Annotated in this window: 13 protein-coding genes; 7 read left to right on the top strand and 6 right to left on the bottom strand. The window is 68.9% G+C overall.

The annotated features are described in order from the left end of the window. Positions 1-20: 20 nt before the first annotated feature. From U9J23_RS18710 to U9J23_RS18695, 4 genes are all read right to left on the bottom strand, one after another. Positions 21-938: a CDP-alcohol phosphatidyltransferase family protein gene (locus U9J23_RS18710; RefSeq protein WP_085469695.1), complete on the bottom strand. Its 918-nt coding sequence runs from the start codon at positions 936-938 to the stop codon at positions 21-23. Then, the gene (locus tag U9J23_RS18705) at positions 935-1,657 is read right to left on the bottom strand and encodes a phosphatidylserine decarboxylase (protein ID WP_059384331.1); all 723 of its coding nucleotides are present in this window, start codon (positions 1,655-1,657) and stop codon (positions 935-937) included. Before U9J23_RS18705 ends, U9J23_RS18710 begins: the two co-directional genes overlap by 4 nt. 116 nt (positions 1,658-1,773) lie before the next feature. Further along, positions 1,774-2,238: an SRPBCC family protein gene (locus U9J23_RS18700; protein ID WP_085469694.1), complete on the bottom strand. Its 465-nt coding sequence runs from the start codon at positions 2,236-2,238 to the stop codon at positions 1,774-1,776. Between the two features lie 92 nt (positions 2,239-2,330). Continuing rightward, the gene (locus tag U9J23_RS18695; protein WP_326599730.1) at positions 2,331-5,840 is read right to left on the bottom strand and encodes a TM0106 family RecB-like putative nuclease; all 3,510 of its coding nucleotides are present in this window, start codon (positions 5,838-5,840) and stop codon (positions 2,331-2,333) included. A 172-nt stretch (positions 5,841-6,012) separates the two neighbouring features. Between U9J23_RS18695 and U9J23_RS18690 the strand changes: the two genes are divergently transcribed. Further along, a complete protein-coding gene (locus U9J23_RS18690; RefSeq protein ID WP_059384329.1) occupies positions 6,013-6,516 on the top strand; it encodes a pyridoxamine 5'-phosphate oxidase family protein in 504 nt (167 codons plus the stop codon). A 66-nt stretch (positions 6,517-6,582) separates the two neighbouring features. Then, positions 6,583-7,383: an SDR family oxidoreductase gene (locus U9J23_RS18685; RefSeq protein ID WP_230823208.1), complete on the top strand. Its 801-nt coding sequence runs from the start codon at positions 6,583-6,585 to the stop codon at positions 7,381-7,383. Here the strand turns inward: U9J23_RS18685 and U9J23_RS18680 are convergent. Further along, a complete protein-coding gene (locus tag U9J23_RS18680) occupies positions 7,325-7,918 on the bottom strand; it encodes a DUF1707 SHOCT-like domain-containing protein (protein ID WP_308117452.1) in 594 nt (197 codons plus the stop codon). The two genes, U9J23_RS18685 and U9J23_RS18680, sit on opposite strands and share 59 nt — an antisense overlap. 108 nt (positions 7,919-8,026) lie before the next feature. Here U9J23_RS18680 and U9J23_RS18675 point away from each other — a divergent pair, with 108 nt between their 5' ends. Then, positions 8,027-8,575, top strand: coding sequence for a PadR family transcriptional regulator (locus U9J23_RS18675; protein WP_016691621.1), 549 nt, complete (start codon positions 8,027-8,029; stop codon positions 8,573-8,575). Here the strand turns inward: U9J23_RS18675 and U9J23_RS18670 are convergent. Next, a complete protein-coding gene (locus U9J23_RS18670; RefSeq protein ID WP_272268317.1) occupies positions 8,550-9,800 on the bottom strand; it encodes an NAD(P)/FAD-dependent oxidoreductase in 1,251 nt (416 codons plus the stop codon). The genes U9J23_RS18675 and U9J23_RS18670 overlap by 26 nt on opposite strands. 122 nt (positions 9,801-9,922) lie before the next feature. Between U9J23_RS18670 and htpG the strand changes: the two genes are divergently transcribed. The 4 genes from htpG to groL all read left to right on the top strand — a co-directional run bounded on the left by htpG (position 9,923) and on the right by groL (position 15,214). Next, positions 9,923-11,848: a molecular chaperone HtpG gene (gene htpG, locus U9J23_RS18665; RefSeq protein WP_272268319.1), complete on the top strand. Its 1,926-nt coding sequence runs from the start codon at positions 9,923-9,925 to the stop codon at positions 11,846-11,848. 44 nt (positions 11,849-11,892) lie between these two features. Further along, positions 11,893-12,669 carry an HAD-IIA family hydrolase gene (locus U9J23_RS18660; protein WP_085469689.1) on the top strand — a complete coding sequence of 259 codons (777 nt, stop codon included), beginning with the start codon at positions 11,893-11,895 and terminating at the stop codon, positions 12,667-12,669. Between the two features lie 114 nt (positions 12,670-12,783). Further along, on the top strand, positions 12,784-13,308 hold the full coding sequence (locus U9J23_RS18655; RefSeq protein WP_059384323.1) for a DUF6764 family protein: 525 nt from the start codon (positions 12,784-12,786) through the stop codon (positions 13,306-13,308). Between the two features lie 280 nt (positions 13,309-13,588). Continuing rightward, positions 13,589-15,214, top strand: coding sequence for a chaperonin GroEL (groL, locus tag U9J23_RS18650; protein ID WP_016932760.1), 1,626 nt, complete (start codon positions 13,589-13,591; stop codon positions 15,212-15,214). The last annotated feature ends 33 nt before the right edge of the window (positions 15,215-15,247 follow it).

Raw genomic sequence — 15,247 nt, 5'->3', positions numbered from 1 at the left:
GTCCTCGCGGGCCGTGCATGTCATCGCCCTCGCGGACGGCGCAGTCCGAGTCGCGCCTGAGATCTCGCCGACGTGGCGACACGCCGGGCCGCGACTCGACGCGGACGCTGCGCGCGGTTGCGGGCACGCAGTGCACGGCGCTCCGAGGGCTTGATGTCCCAGGTCTCGGGCCGGGCCGCGACCCATCGCCTCGAACGCACCGCGAAGGGGATGTGCGCGAGATACACCGCGACCAGCACGAGCATGAGGATGAACGGATAGGTGACCAGCGCGGCCGCGGCCACCGCGACCAGCACGAGCAGCACCACGGCGAGTCGCGCGGGGACGGACGCCGACTTCATCGCGAAGGTCGGGATGCGGCTGACCGCGAGCCCGGCCGTCCCGAGGATCCACAGCGCGACCAGCCCGTAGGAGGTCCACCAGCCGTCGCCCCACTGGATGTAGGCGGCGACGGGTGACAGTGCGACGAGGGCGGCCGCCGGCGCGGGCACGCCGACGAAGTACTCGCGTGCGTAGGCGGGGACACTGTCGTCCTCGAGAAGGGTGTTGAACCGTGCGAGCCGCAGCACGAGGCTCACCGCGTAGAGCAGGGCGACGATCCAGCCGAAGGGGCTGCCGTCGAGCATCGTCACGTACAGCACGAGCGCCGGGGCGACACCGAAGGCGACGGCATCCGACAGCGAGTCGAGTTCGGCGCCGATCTTGCTGGTCGCATCGAGCATGCGGGCGATGCGGCCGTCGAGTGAGTCGAGGACGGCCGCGGCGCCGATCATGCCGAGGGCGGTGCCGAGTTGTCCGTCGAGCGCGAACTTCACCGCCGACAGTCCGGCGGAGAACGCCAGGATCGTGATGACGCTCGGCAGCAGGCGGACGACGTTCGGCCGATTGCGGGACCGCCCGGTCGCGACCGCGCGTGCGCCCTGTGTGTGCGGACTCACGACACCGTGGGCAGCTGAGCGAGGACGGTCTCGGCACCGATGGTGCGCTGACCGCGTTCGACCAGCAGGGTGCTCCCGACCGGCAGGTAGGTGTCGACCCGGGATCCGAAGCGGATCAGACCGTAGGTGTCGCCGATCGGCAGAGTATCGCCGATCTGCGCGTCGTTGACGATGCGCCGCGCCAGCAGCCCGGCGATCTGGACGACGGCGACCTCGGCGCCGTCGCGCGTCTCGATCAGCATGCTGGTGCGCTCGTTGACCTCGCTCGCGTCGGCGAGATCGGCGGAGAGGAACTTGCCGGGGGTGTGGACCACCGAGCGGACCGTGCCGCCGACGGGGCTGCGCTGTACGTGCACGTCGAGGACGGACAGGAAGATGCTGACCCGGGGGCGCTCCTCGCTGCCGAGCCCGAGTTCGGCGGGCGGCACGGCGTGGTCGACGAGAGCGATCTCGCCGTCGGCGGGAGCGACGACCACCCCGGTGCGGTTCGGCGGCACGCGGTGCGGGTGCCGGAAGAAGGTGGCGCACGCCAGTGCCGATGCGAGACCGGCGCGGCGCAGCCAGGGCTTGCGGCGGCCGAGGGTCGCCACGGCGAGCGGAGCTGCGACGAAGGGGATGCCGCCCGGATGCATGGGCGGTACGACGTGCCTGACCAGGTCGACCATGTGGGCTACCCCGCTGGTGGGGGGTGTTCCGGCGGGCGTCGGCTTACGTGCCACGGGCTCCTCTTATCGCTGGCGATCGGTGATCCGGGACCGCAGTGGACCCGCCCGTCGCGCGGGCGGGTCCTGTCGGTCCACAGGCACTCCAGCGTACGTGAGCGGAGGAGGGAAGGTCAGACCCGCGCGCCCGCCTCGATCTCGTTCTTGAGACGAGCGAGAGTCGCGTTCATCCCCATCGTCAGTTCGTCGTCGAACGCCTCGGTGCCGCCGAGAACATACTTGACCAGGGTCTGCGAGACCTTGCTGGTCCCGGTGGGCGCCTCACGCCGCTGGGTGACCCGGGTGCCGGTGGCGGTGGGTTCGAGGGTGAACGACCAGATGGAGCGGTTCTCGTTGATCCGGAAGCTCAGGCGACGGCCGGGTTCGAAGTCGATCACCTTCGACGTCGTGGGCCACACCAGCAGACCCTTCTTGTTGATGTTGATCGTGGTGGTGCCGGCCGATACCGGCCCGCCGCGCACGATCATCCGACGGCACTGCGGGCTCCACTCGCCCATCCGCTTCAGATCGGACACCACGCGCCACACCTGCTCGGGGGAGGCGGTGATCTCGATCGTGGCCTCGAGGGTCTTCGACACGTGTACTCCTGTTCTCGGGGGACCGGGTCCCGTGTATCTGCTACCGGAGGTAACAGGATCGCTGTCGATCCTATCGGATGCTGTGAGTGCGGTCACGTCCCGGTCGGCTCGGCTTCGGTCAGCCGCATGAACGCCCCGAGCTCGATCAGGCCGTCCGGGGTCGACGGGAGGTGATCGGTCAGGGCGCCGGACCGGACGATCACCGCCGACCACTTGCCGCGTGAGAGGGCCACGTTCGACCGGTTGCGGGACAGCAGGAACGACATGCCCCGCGGCACGTCCTCGATGGCGGAGGCCGTCATCGACACGAACACCATCGCCGCCTGACGACCCTGGAACCTGTCGACCGTCCCCACCTGGACCCGGTGCAGACCTGCGGCGGCGAGATCCTGCCTCAGGCGGGTGACCTGAGCGTTGTACGGCGCGACCACCAGGACGTCCTCCTCCCCGAGCGGCCGCGGCGGGGAGTCGGCGTCGTCCGTCCACGCCGAGCCGAGCACGGCTGCGACGGCGCGCACGATCTCGGCGCTCTCCTCGGGCGAGCACGTCGCGTTGCCCTCGTGGGCGACCTCCACCGAGCGGACGCCGGGCGGGACACCGTCGAGCGCACGGCGCGTGGTGATCTCGGACTTCGACCGCAGTCGTCCCTCGTAGGACAGGTCGGACACCCGAGCGCACAGATCCGGATGCATCCGCCAGGTCACCGGCAGGAAGTAGCCGCGATCGGCGGGCAACGCGCCGTGCCCTTCGGCGAGCCATCCGAGGGCGGACTCGTCGACCGGCTCGGGATGGGTGCCCTGCGAGACCTGCGGCAGCTGGCGGGGATCGCCGAGCAGCAGCAGATTCGACGCGGCCGTGGCCACGGCGATGGTGTTGGCGAGGCAGAACTGACCGGCCTCGTCGACCACCAGCAGGTCGAGGCTGCCGGGGGTTATGCAGTTCGGATTCGTGAAGTCCCAGGCCGTTCCGCCCACCACATAGCCGGTAGTGGACGTACCGATGTGTGTCGCAAGGGACTTCGCGTCCGGGAAGGCGGTCCACGTCGGTTCGGGGCTCTGGCATTTCGCCTTGGCGACCCGCTCCGGCGACATCCCCGCGGCGACGATGCCGGCCAGCATGTTCTCGACCACCGAATGCGACTGCGCGACCACGCCGACACGCCAGCCGTGTTCGTTCACGAGTGCCGCCACCACGCGCGCCCCGGTGTACGTCTTGCCGGTTCCGGGCGGGCCCTGCACCGCCAGGTACGAATTGTCCAGGGCGAGAACGGCCGCGACGATCGTGGCCGCCGCGTCGTCGCCGAGCGGTGGCAGTGCGGCACCGGAGCTCGAGCGGGGCGGGATACGGCGCAGCACGTCCACCGCCGCGGTCGACGGCAGAGCCGGCAACCCGCTGCACATCGCCTCGGCAGCGGAGGCGATCGCCGCTTCGATGTTCTTCGACGAGATCGGTGCACCGGGTGTCACCGCGACCGGCAGTGCCGAATACTCCTCGTCCGTCCGCAGCAACTCGTCGACGACGAGCGCGTCGGGATGGTCCGTCCCCGTGGTGCGTTCGACGACCTGGCCGCGCGACCACGCCCGCGTCCCGGCGCCGCCGTCGGGCAGTCCGTCCGGTCCCGGCGCGTCGTACAACAGGAAGACGTCCTGCCCGGCGCGCAACGTGCTGCCCGGCTCGAACTCACCCGCCAGGCGCAACCGGCGCCGGAGCAGTCGCTGACGGGGCGTGGCCTTGTGCCAGTCGGTCTCGAGCGTGCACGTCGCCGCGACCAGCGTGTCGCGGGCGTCGGCCCACTCGTCCGGAACCGTGGACAGACGGTCGAAGTGCGACCACCAGAAAGGTTTCCGCTCGCGCCGGTGGTAGCCCATGGCTGCGGCGACGAGTGCCGCCGCCTGTTGCTCCGGGGTACGGTCGCCCGCGAGTGCACCGCCGACGTACTCGAGGAGTTTCGTCTCGACGGGGTGCGCCTCCGCGTCGGGAGCCGCCTCGTCGTGGATGGTCTCGGTGGGGGAGATGCCGTGGTCGCGGGCGCGAGTGAGCAACCAGTCGCGTAGACGCAGGGTGGAGATGCAGTCGTCCTCGTTGTAGGAAGCGATCGACGCGAGTTCGCGTTCCGCCTCCTCGAGGCGCCCGGCGTCGCGCAGTGCGCAGTAGTCGGCGTACGCGACGATCGAGGCGCCCGCGTCGACGACATCGCCGTCGCGCGACTCGCCCTCCTCGGTGTAGAGCGGTTCGAGCTTCTTGAGCCCGTACGCCCGGGCGCCCACCCGGATCGAGTTGCGCACCACGGGATACAGGTCGACGAGCACACCCTCGCGCAGCAGATCGTCGATGATCTCCTCGCCGACGCCATAGCGGCCGGCCAGTCGCAGCAACGCCGTCTTCTCGTACGGGGCGTAGTGGTAGATGTGCATCCCCGGGTAGCGACGCCGACGGTCGGTGACGTAGTCGAGGAAGTTCAGCAGCGCCTGCCGTTCCTGCTCGCGGTCGTGCGCCCAGAAGGGACGGAAGACCGGCGCATCGGCCGGTCCCTCCACCACGCCGAACAGGTACTCGAGTCCCCACTCGGAATCGCCACCCTCGGACCACAGCGGGTCGCCCTCGAAGTCGAAGAAGATGTCACCCTCGTCGGGGGCGGGCAGGATGCCGAGCGGAGTGGCGTCGTAGACCTCCGCGTAGGGACTGCCCCGCCGCTCCTCCTCGAGTTGCGCCCGTGCCTGCGCGCGCAGGGTCTCGAAGGTGCGGCGGGCCATCCCGTCGACGGGCGCCGCACATGCGGCGAGGTCGTCGATGGTCGACACACCGGCCTCGATCAGATGCAGCCGCTGGGTGCTGCGCATCCCCGCGACCAGCAGCAGGTCGCGGTGGCGTTCGAGTTCGGGGGTGCAGTCGTCGCAGCGACCGCAGGCGGTGTGCCCACCCGATCCCCACCGCACCGGCTCGGGGGAGGTGCGGTGCGACGTCAGAAGGGTCTCGAGACAGGCGCGTCGGTGCCGGTAGACCGGCAGGATCTCCGCGAGCGGATAGGACGCGATCGAGCCGTCGCCGAGGACGAGATGCGCGTGCGAGGACACCGCCGTTCCGGTGCGCGCGAGTGCGTCCGCATAGGCGGCGAGCTGGAGCAGGGCCTCGACCTTCGCGTGCCGGGAGAGTTTGCTGTCGTAGACGGCGTAACCGTCGTCCTCGAGGACGAGGAAGTCGGAGAAGCCGACCATGCCGAGCGGAACCGGGGCGGTGTCGGAGGAGCCTGTGTCGAAGGAGTCGGTGTCGAAGAATGCGCCCTGGTAGACGACGGGTGCTCCGGCCCGGACGGCGTCGAGGGTGGCCTGTGCCGCCTCGGTGAGTGCCTGGGCGGTGTACTCGGGCCGGGCGATCTCGACGACCTTCTCCGCACCCACCTGCGCGCGGAAGCGGTCGAGGACACGCTGCTCGTGACGACCGCCGAGTGCGACGACGCGGTCGAGCATCGCGTCGGGTTCGGTGTCGGGGCGCGGGCGGCGACCGAGTGCCGAGTCGAGGCTGCGGAGCAGGGCGAACTCGCACGAGGCGGCGCGGGTGAGATCTCCCGCGCCGAAGACCAACCTGTCGTCGAGAAGAAACATCGGCGGCTCCGTCTCCGGCGTGCGGGATGCCCGGGACGGGCACGGTTGGTCCCGACTATCGCAGATCGGTCGGACCCGTCGGACTGTTGTGTTCGCACCCGCCGGATGAGAACATCTCTCTCATGAAGGAGAATAAAATTCTTGACGAGCATCCGTGCAGGTAGGAGGGCTGATGAGTGGAAACGGCGCGCTGCGCACGCGCGGCGCCGGGATCTCGATGACGAAGGAGGAGATCGATCTCTTCCTCTCCACCGAGCGGACGTGCCGCGTCGCAACGATCGGCGGTGACGGAAGCCCGCACGTCGCTCCGTTGTGGTTCGTCTGGGACGGCGCCTTCCTGTGGCTCAACTCCCTCGTCCGCAGCCGCCGGTGGACCGACCTGCAGAAGGACCCGCGCATCGCGATCGTCGTCGACGGTGGGGAGCAGTTCACGGATCTGCGAGGCGTCGAGGTGCGTGGAACCGCGATGAGCGTCGGCGACGTGCCGCGCGGTTCCCGCCCCGAGGTCGTGGCGCGCACGGTCGAGGACGAACTGTTGCGCGGCGTCGAACTGTCCTTCGCCCGCAAGTACGCCGGTCGCGACGAGTTCACGGCGGACGGCCGTCATGCATGGCTGCGGATCACTCCGCAGAACGTGCGCAGCTGGGACTTCGGAAAGATCCGCCGGTCGCACTGATCGGGACGAACCGCAGACCTCGACGAACCACAGACTTCGACGACCCAGACGAACGGAGCCTCGTCCATGAACATCGCCTCGGCGCGCCACGCGCTCGTCACCGGAGGTGCGAGCGGTATCGGCCGCGGCATCGCCGACGCCCTGGCCCACCGTGGGGTGGCCGTGACGATCGCGGACATCGACGGCGCGGCAGTCGAATCCACGCTCGCCGACCGGACGGGAGTCTTCCGGCTCTTCCGTGGCGCCGTCCTCGACGTGCGCGACCGGGAGGGCTGGTGCAGCGTCAAACGGGAGGCGGAGGACGCCTTCGGTCCGGTCGACATCCTCGTCAACAACGCCGGGATCGGTTTCAACGGAACAGATTTCGCCGACCTCGATCCTCAGATCTTCGACACCGTCATCGACATCGACGTCACCGGGGTGTTCAACGGCGTCTCGGCCTTCGCGGGTGACCTGCGGGCACGCGGGCGCGGGCACATCGTCAACACCGCCTCGGTCATGGGGCTGACCGCGGGTGTGCCGGGCCGCGGCGTGTACAGCGCCGCGAAGGCCGCCGTCGTCGCGATGTCCGAAGCGCTACGCGCAGAACTCGCCCCGCACGGTGTCGGGGTCTCGGTCCTGTGCCCGGGCCTGGTGCGTTCGGGGCTCGACGACAGCACCGCCAGGCTCGGCGGCGAGGTCCGGCGCGTGGATCACATCAAGGGCGGGAACGCCGGTATGGCACCGGAGACGGCGGGGGAGATCGTCGTCCGCGGCATCTCGATCGACGCCCCCTACATCCTCACGCACCCGCACTATCTCGGGAACATCAGTACCAGGTACGACTCGATCGCCCGCAGTGCGGATTCGGTCCACGCCGGTGCATGACGGCACGCCGGTGGACGACGGCGGCGTGGCGCATGTGCTCGCGGTGCAGTCGCCGGGCGTTGCGGATGTGGTCGTCGGCCCTGCGGCGGTCCGGGCCGCCCTCGAGTCCGAGTGCGGTGCGTCCCACCAGGACGAGACCCCAGGGCGCGATGACCCAGATCGGCCAGAAGTAGATCAATGAGGCCGTTCCGAGCGACACCAGTGCCCACACCACGAGATTGATGGAGCCCACGGCGGCCCAGGCTCCCCACTCGATGCGCTGGTGGAGCGGCAGGCGCAGGCGTGGGAAGGGATTCCCGGCCGGCGGGGCCGGGGTGGGCGCGGGTGTCGACGGCAGATCGGCGAGCACGGCGCCGGCGTCGTCCTGCGTCGCGGCGCGGTAGACCCGGGCGACACGCTCGTCGAACTCGGCGATCGTCAACCGTCCGGCGGTGAGATGCCGCCCCAGCTCGTCGACGATCGTTTCGCGCTCGGCATCGGAGATGCGCAGCGGGGGTGTCGCAGTACCGGGGCCGGTAGTGGACGTGTGTTCCATGGTGCCCTCCGGGATCTTCCACAATGGAATGTCACCTGAGTCCAGGGTGAATATGCCACAGTGGAATGTCAAGTGTTTTCCGTACCCGAATCGAGAAAGGAACCGGCAATGACCGGACGACCGCTCAACGCCACCGCCGCGTCGCTGCTCGGATTCCTCCACGAAGGCCCCAAGACGGGCTGGGACCTGGTGTCCACCGCGCAGACGCGCATCGGCAAGTTCTGGTCGCTGACGACGAGCCAGGTGTACCGGGAACTGGCCGCGATGGAACGGCAGGGACTGATCGAGGCAGGGGAGAAGGGCCCGCGCGATCGCAAGCCCTACCTGCTGACCGAGGCCGGACGCACCGCCTTCGCCGAATGGATCGACCGCGAACCGGGCGACGAGAACATCCGTCACCCACTGCTGCTGACCGTCGCCTTCGGCGATCACCTCCCGCCCGAGCGCCTCGCCGAGATGCTCGCCGACCATCGCCGCAGACACGAGGAGCAGCTCGCCGCCTACGAACAGCAGGCGGCGGCCGACATCCTCCCGCCGCACGCCGCGGCGACCCTCGACTTCGGCATCCTCTACGAGCGAGCGGTCCTCGACTGGTTCGACCGCGTGCGCGACCGGCTCGAACCCGGGCCGGTCAGCGCAGCGGATCGAACGACCTGAGCAACGGATCCGGCTCGCCGGTCATCGCCCCGGCGAGCAGCCGTCCGGTGAGGGGACCGAGCGCCACACCCCACATCCCGTGCCCGCCGGCGACGTACACCCGCTCCGAACGGGTGCGGCCGATCAGCGGAAGCCCGTCCGCCGTGCACGGCCGCGAGCCCACCCACTCCTCGCTGCGCCCGTCCCAGTCGACATCGCGCAGCAGCGGACGGGTCGCGTCGACGATCGCTTCGATGCGCCGCGGGTCGAGCGGGGCGTCGGGGCTGCGGAACTCCATCATTCCCGCGACCCGGAAGCGGTCCTGGAGGGGTGTGCACGCCACCCGCTGGGCGGGGAAGTAGACCGGGTTCTTCGGCAGGCTCGGCGGCCGCACGCTGAAGCTGTAGCCGCGACCGGCCTGGACCTGCGTGCGCACCCCGAACGGCCGGGCGAGCGATCCGAGCCACGCTCCGTTCGCAAGCACCACCGCATCCGCCGAACGCGAGTCCCCACCGGCCACGACGACGTCCACCCCGCGACCGGTGTCGCGCACCTCCTCGACGTCGACGCCGGTGACGATCTCCGCCCCCCGGGCGCGCACGGCGTGCCCCAGCGAGGCGACGAACCGCGGCGGGTCGATGAACCGCTGCCCCCGGATCCGGAGCCCCACTCGCACCGAGTCCCCGAGCAGCGGTTCGAGCGAATGCAGTGTGTCGGTGTCGAGCAGGTCGAAGTCGATCTCGCTGCCGGCGGCACGTGCGTGCTCGAACTCCTCGACCAGCAGTCGCCGGTCGTCGTCCGAGGTGAAGGCCGCGAGGAACGGATCGGCGACCCGCGTCGGCTCGGTGACGGTCGTGTCGCCCGACCCGCGGGCGAGGTCGTCGTAGGCGTCGAGAGCGACGCGGTTGGCGCGCGCGAAGACCTCCATCGACGACGTCCACTTCCGCCTCGTGCAGTGCCGGGCGAAGTCGGCGAGGAAACGCAGCAACCGCACATCCGTCGTGGGCGGCACGTACACCGGCGAGGACGGCCGGAACATCGAGCGCAAGCCGTAACGCAGCACCCCCGGCTCGGGCAGCGGCAGGGTCAGAGCCGGCGCGAGCCATCCGGCGTTGCCCCACGACGCGTCGCCCGCCACGCCGACCCGATCGAGCACCGTGACCTCGATACCGCGTTCCTGCAGGAACCACGCGGTGGACAGACCCACGATGCCCGCACCGACGACCACCGTCCGACGAACCGTCATCGCAACCTCCTGTGAACGACGAAGCCTGCACCTCCATCATGGACCCGGAAGCGCGAACGGGCCGGGTTCGCGGGCGGCTTACTATTTCCGGGGAAGTTCTGCTTGTGGAAAGGGAACCCGGAATGAGTACGAACGTCGAACAGCGTGAATTCCAGGCCGAGACGCGGCAGTTGCTGGATCTGATGATCCACTCGATCTACTCGAACAAGGACACCTTCCTGCGCGAGTTGATCTCCAACGCGTCGGACGCCCTGGACAAACTCCGGCTGGAGTCGTTCCGAAACAAGGATCTCGACGTCGACACCTCCGACCTGCACATCGAGCTCGAGGTGGACAAGGACGCGCGCACCCTGACCGTGCGCGACAACGGCATCGGCATGAACCGCGACGAGGTCGTCGACCTCATCGGCACCCTCGCGAAGTCCGGTACGGGCGAACTCCGCCAGAAGCTGCGCGAGGCCAAGGATGCCGCCGCATCCGAGGAGTTGATCGGCCAGTTCGGCATCGGCTTCTACTCGTCGTTCATGGTCGCCGACAAGGTCACCCTGGTCACCCGCAAGGCCGGGGAGAAGACCGGTACGCGCTGGGAGTCCAGCGGCGAATCCACCTACACGATCGCCGAGGTGGACGACGCGCCCCAGGGCACCTCGGTGATCCTGCACCTCAAGCCCGAGGACGCCGAGGACCACCTGTTCGACTACACCTCGCAGTGGAAGCTCGAGGAGATCGTCAAGAAGTACTCGGATTTCATCGCGTGGCCGATCCGCATGGAGGTCTCGCGCACCACGAAGTCGGAGGACGGCGCCGACGAGGTGACCTTCGAGACCAAGACCCTCAACTCGCAGAAGGCGTTGTGGGCGCGCTCGAAGGACGAGGTCTCCGAGGAGGAGTACAAGGACTTCTACAAGCACATCGCGCATGCCTGGGACGAGCCGCTCGAGATCATCCCGCTCAAGGCCGAGGGCACCTTCGAATACCAGGCGCTGCTGTTCATCCCGGAGCACGCGCCCTTCGACCTGTTCGCCCGCGAACGGCGCACCGGCGTGCAGCTGTACGTCAAGCGCGTGTTCATCATGGACGACTGCGAGGACCTCGTCCCCGAGTACCTGCGTTTCGTCAAGGGTGTGGTCGACGCACAGGACCTGTCGCTCAACGTCTCTCGTGAGATCCTGCAGCAGGACCGGCAGATCCGGGCCATCCGGCGCCGCCTGACGAAGAAGGTCCTCTCGACCGTCAAGGACATGGCGGCGAAGGAACCCGAGAAGTACACGAAGTTCTGGCGCGAGTTCGGCCGGGTCGTCAAGGAGGGTCTGATCTCCGACACCGACAACCGCGACACGCTGCTGGCGATCTCGTCGTTCGATTCGACGGCGAGCGAGTCGGAGCAGACCACCCTCGCCGACTACGTCGAGCGCATGAAGGACGGCCAGGACGCGATCTACTACCTGACCGGCGAGTCGCGCCAGTTGCTCGAGAGCTCCCCGCACATGGAGGCGTTCCGTGACAAGGGCATCGAGGTGCTGCTCCTGACCGACCCCGTCGACGAGATGTGGGTGACCTCCGTTCCGGAGTTCGAGGGCAAGCGCTTCCAGTCGATCGCCAAGGGCGACGTCGACCTCGGTACCGAGGACGAGAAGAAGGCCGCCGAAGCCGAACGCGAGGAGAAGGAGAAGGAGTTCGGCGACCTGTTGTCGTGGATGAAGGAGACCCTCGACGACCAGGTCAAGGACGTGCGGCTCTCGTCGCGCCTGACGTCCTCCCCGGCGTGCATCGTCGGCGACACCTTCAGCATGTCGCCTGCCCTCGAACGGATGTACAAGGCGTCGGGTCAGCCGGTGCCGCGGGTCAAGCGGATCCTCGAACTCAATCCCGATCACCCGCTCGTGTCGGGTCTGCGCACGGCCCGGGAACAGCGTCCGGACGACGCCTCGCTCGCCGACGTCGCCGAGCTGATCCACGGCATGGCGCTGATCGCCGAGGGTGGCGAGGTGGAGGATCCGGCGCGCTTCACCCGCCTGCTCGCCGAGCGTCTCGCCGGAAGCGTGTGAGCCGAGCCTGTCGCCGTGGGCACGCACGCGGATAGGCTCGACACATGACGCGTGTGGACGGGGTGTTGTTCGATATCGAGGGCGTGCTCGTCACCGAGTGGCAGCCCGTCCCGGGTGCGGCGGACGTCCTGGCACGACTGCGTGCCGACGGCGTCCGCCGCGCCTTCCTCACCAACACCACCTCGCGGACGTGCGCCGAGATCGCGCAGCGGCTCACCGATCTCGGGATGGAGGTGTCGCCGGACGAGATCGTCACCGCGGTGTCCCTCACCGTCGAGCACGTCCGGCAGACCTATACGGGTCTGCGCTGCTGGGTCCTCAACGAGGGCGACATCGCGGCGGATCTCGAGGGCATCGTCCTCGACGAGGACGATCCGGAGGTGGTGATCCTCGGTGGTGCGGGGGATGCCTTCACGCACCGGGCGATGAGTCGCGTCGCCGAACTGATGCTCGAGGACGTCCCGGTGGTCGCGATGCATCGGGCGCTCGCGTGGCAGGCGTCCGACGGGTTGCGCATCGACACGGGGGTCTACCTGGCGGGACTCGAGGAGCTCACCGGCAGGTCGGTGGTGGCGGTGGGCAAGCCGTCGCTGCGCGGCTTCCTCGTCGCGTCGGAACGGATGGATGTCGAACCGGATCGGATGGTCGTCGTCGGCGACGACATCGCGGGAGAGGTCGTCCCCGGGCAACGCCTCGGCATGACGGGAATCCTGGTGCGTACCGGCAAGTTTCGGCAATCGGTCCTGGACCTCGCGGTGGATCGTCCCGACCACGTCATCGACTCCGTCGCCGATCTTCCCGGGCTCCTCGACAGTCTGTGACACGTGGTCTCGCGTGAGACGCATGTGATCGGTACCCTACGGCCGGGGCTCTCGCCCCACATAGCGCAGATGCAGCCTTTCGCGTAGAGGCACTCCAGTGCAGAGGAGCCGTTCTTGTCCATTCGTTCGTTCCGATCCGTTCTCACCGCGCGCCGTTCGCTCCGGGCCGGTGTACTCGTCGCCATCGGTGTGGCCTCGGCCGCGCTGTTCGGTGGGGGTACCGCCGCAGCGGCGCCGGTGACCTGTGTGTCACCTCCTTCTGCCAACGACATCCTGGTGTCCGATACCGCCAGCTGCGGCGCCACCGCAGAGGACGCCTTCGCTCGCGCGTACGCGGCCGACAGCGGCACCGCGGTGTCGGTTGCCGAGTCGGCCGGCGCCGCCGAAGCCCACGCGACGGGCTTCGGTACGGCGCTCAGTGCGGCCCGTGACGGCGGCCGTTCGTTCGCCTACGCGCTCGGCGGCGGACTGAGCCACTCCTGGGCTCAGGGTCCGGCGACGACCCTGTCGGTGGCCGGCTACGGGTCGGGTGCCACGGCCGACACCACCGGCGTCACGTGCGTCGGTGCCCAGTCGTTCGCGGTCAACACCGCGACGGGGCAGTGGTGCGCCGTGGGAGTCGGTTCGACGCCTCGCTGAGCGAGCGCCGCATCGATGATCCGCACGACCGTGTAGTCGGTCTTTCGCAGATTTCGTGACGGGGGTGGCGGGTGCCGGTAATCTTGCACTCGCCACCCCCGAGTGCTAAGAATGCACTTAGCACTCGCAACACGTGAGTGCCAGGTCGGTAGGGTGAGACCGGGTTTTCGACACCCCTGGTCGTCCGTCGCGGGCACTGCTTCCGGCCGAAGGCGTACATGGAGCGATCCGACGAGCGATCGCTCCGGTGTCACCCCCATACCCGGAGGATCACTTCGCAATGGCCAAGATCATCGCGTTCGACGAAGAGGCCCGTCGCGGCCTCGAGCGGGGCCTCAACAGCCTCGCCGACGCAGTCAAAGTGACGTTGGGCCCCAAGGGTCGCAACGTCGTTCTCGAGAAGAAGTGGGGCGCCCCCACGATCACCAACGATGGTGTCTCCATCGCCAAGGAGATCGAGCTCGAGGATCCGTACGAGAAGATCGGCGCCGAGCTGGTCAAGGAAGTTGCCAAGAAGACCGACGACGTCGCGGGTGACGGCACCACCACCGCTACCGTGCTCGCCCAGGCTCTCGTCCGCGAGGGTCTGCGCAACGTTGCTGCGGGCGCCAACCCCCTCGGCCTGAAGCGCGGCATCGAGAAGGCCGTCGAGGCCGTCACCGCCAAGCTGCTCGACACCGCCAAGGAGGTCGAGACCAAGGAGCAGATCGCCGCCACCGCAGGCATCTCCGCCGGCGACCCCGCGATCGGTGAGCTCATCGCCGAGGCCATCGACAAGGTGGGCAAGGAAGGCGTCATCACCGTCGAGGAGTCCAACACCTTCGGTCTCCAGCTCGAGCTGACCGAGGGTATGCGCTTCGACAAGGGCTACATCTCCCTCTACTTCGCCACCGACGCAGAGCGTCAGGAGGCAGTGCTCGAGGATCCCTACATCCTGCTCGTCAGCTCCAAGATCTCCACGGTCAAGGACCTGCTGCCGCTGCTCGAGAAGGTCATCCAGTCGGGCAAGCCGCTGCTGATCATCGCCGAGGACGTCGAGGGTGAGGCCCTGTCCACCCTGGTCCTCAACAAGATCCGCGGCACCTTCAAGTCGGTCGCCGTCAAGGCTCCGGGCTTCGGCGACCGCCGCAAGGCCCAGCTCGCCGACATCGCCATCCTCACCGGTGGCGAGGTCGTCAGCGAAGAGGTCGGCCTCTCCCTCGAGACCGCCGGCATCGAGCTGCTCGGCCAGGCCCGCAAGGTCGTCGTCACCAAGGACGAGACCACCATCGTCGAGGGCGCGGGCGATCCCGACGCCATCGCCGGTCGCGTCAACCAGATCCGCGCCGAGATCGAGGCGTCGGATTCGGACTACGACCGCGAGAAGCTGCAGGAGCGCCTCGCGAAGCTGGCCGGCGGCGTCGCCGTCATCAAGGCCGGTGCCGCGACCGAGGTCGAGCTCAAGGAGCGCAAGCACCGCATCGAGGACGCCGTCCGCAACGCGAAGGCTGCCGTCGAAGAGGGCATCGTCGCCGGTGGTGGCGTGGCCCTGCTGCAGGCCGCTCCGGTTCTCGACGACCTCAAGCTCGAGGGCGACGAGGCCACGGGTGCCAACATCGTCAAGGTCGCCCTCGAGGCGCCGCTGAAGCAGATCGCCTTCAACGCCGGCCTCGAGCCCGGCGTCGTCGCCGAGAAGGTCCGCAACCTCGAGGCCGGCCACGGCCTCAACGCTGCGACCGGCGACTACGAGGACCTGCTCGAAGCGGGCATCAACGACCCGGTCAAGGTCACCCGCTCGGCGCTGCAGAACGCTGCGTCGATCGCGGCTCTGTTCCTGACGACCGAGGCCGTCGTCGCCGACAAGCCGGAGAAGGCCGCCGCTCCCGCGGGCGACCCGACCGGCGGCATGGGCGGCATGGACTTCTGATCCAGCGCCCCTGAGTCACACGAGGCCCGATCC

The organism is Rhodococcus sp. PD04 (assembly GCF_035918275.1).
GTDB classification, from domain to species: domain Bacteria; phylum Actinomycetota; class Actinomycetes; order Mycobacteriales; family Mycobacteriaceae; genus Rhodococcus; species Rhodococcus rhodochrous.
The sequence above is the reverse complement of the archived record's forward strand: the minus strand, read 5'-3'. Positions and strand labels throughout refer to the sequence as shown.

What these genes read in the sequence shown, in the direction of transcription:
- U9J23_RS18695 (WP_326599730.1), bottom strand. Translation starts at nt 5,840, where the DNA reads ATGTTTCTTCTCGACGACAGGTTGGTCTTCGGCGCGGGAGATCTCACC.
- U9J23_RS18690 (WP_059384329.1), top strand. Translation starts at nt 6,013, where the DNA reads ATGAGTGGAAACGGCGCGCTGCGCACGCGCGGCGCCGGGATCTCGATG.
- U9J23_RS18685 (WP_230823208.1), top strand. Translation starts at nt 6,583, where the DNA reads ATGAACATCGCCTCGGCGCGCCACGCGCTCGTCACCGGAGGTGCGAGC.
- U9J23_RS18680 (WP_308117452.1), bottom strand. Translation starts at nt 7,918, where the DNA reads ATGGAACACACGTCCACTACCGGCCCCGGTACTGCGACACCCCCGCTG.
- U9J23_RS18675 (WP_016691621.1), top strand. Translation starts at nt 8,027, where the DNA reads ATGACCGGACGACCGCTCAACGCCACCGCCGCGTCGCTGCTCGGATTC.
- U9J23_RS18670 (WP_272268317.1), bottom strand. Translation starts at nt 9,800, where the DNA reads ATGACGGTTCGTCGGACGGTGGTCGTCGGTGCGGGCATCGTGGGTCTG.
- htpG (WP_272268319.1), top strand. Translation starts at nt 9,923, where the DNA reads ATGAGTACGAACGTCGAACAGCGTGAATTCCAGGCCGAGACGCGGCAG.
- U9J23_RS18660 (WP_085469689.1), top strand. Translation starts at nt 11,893, where the DNA reads ATGACGCGTGTGGACGGGGTGTTGTTCGATATCGAGGGCGTGCTCGTC.
- groL (WP_016932760.1), top strand. Translation starts at nt 13,589, where the DNA reads ATGGCCAAGATCATCGCGTTCGACGAAGAGGCCCGTCGCGGCCTCGAG.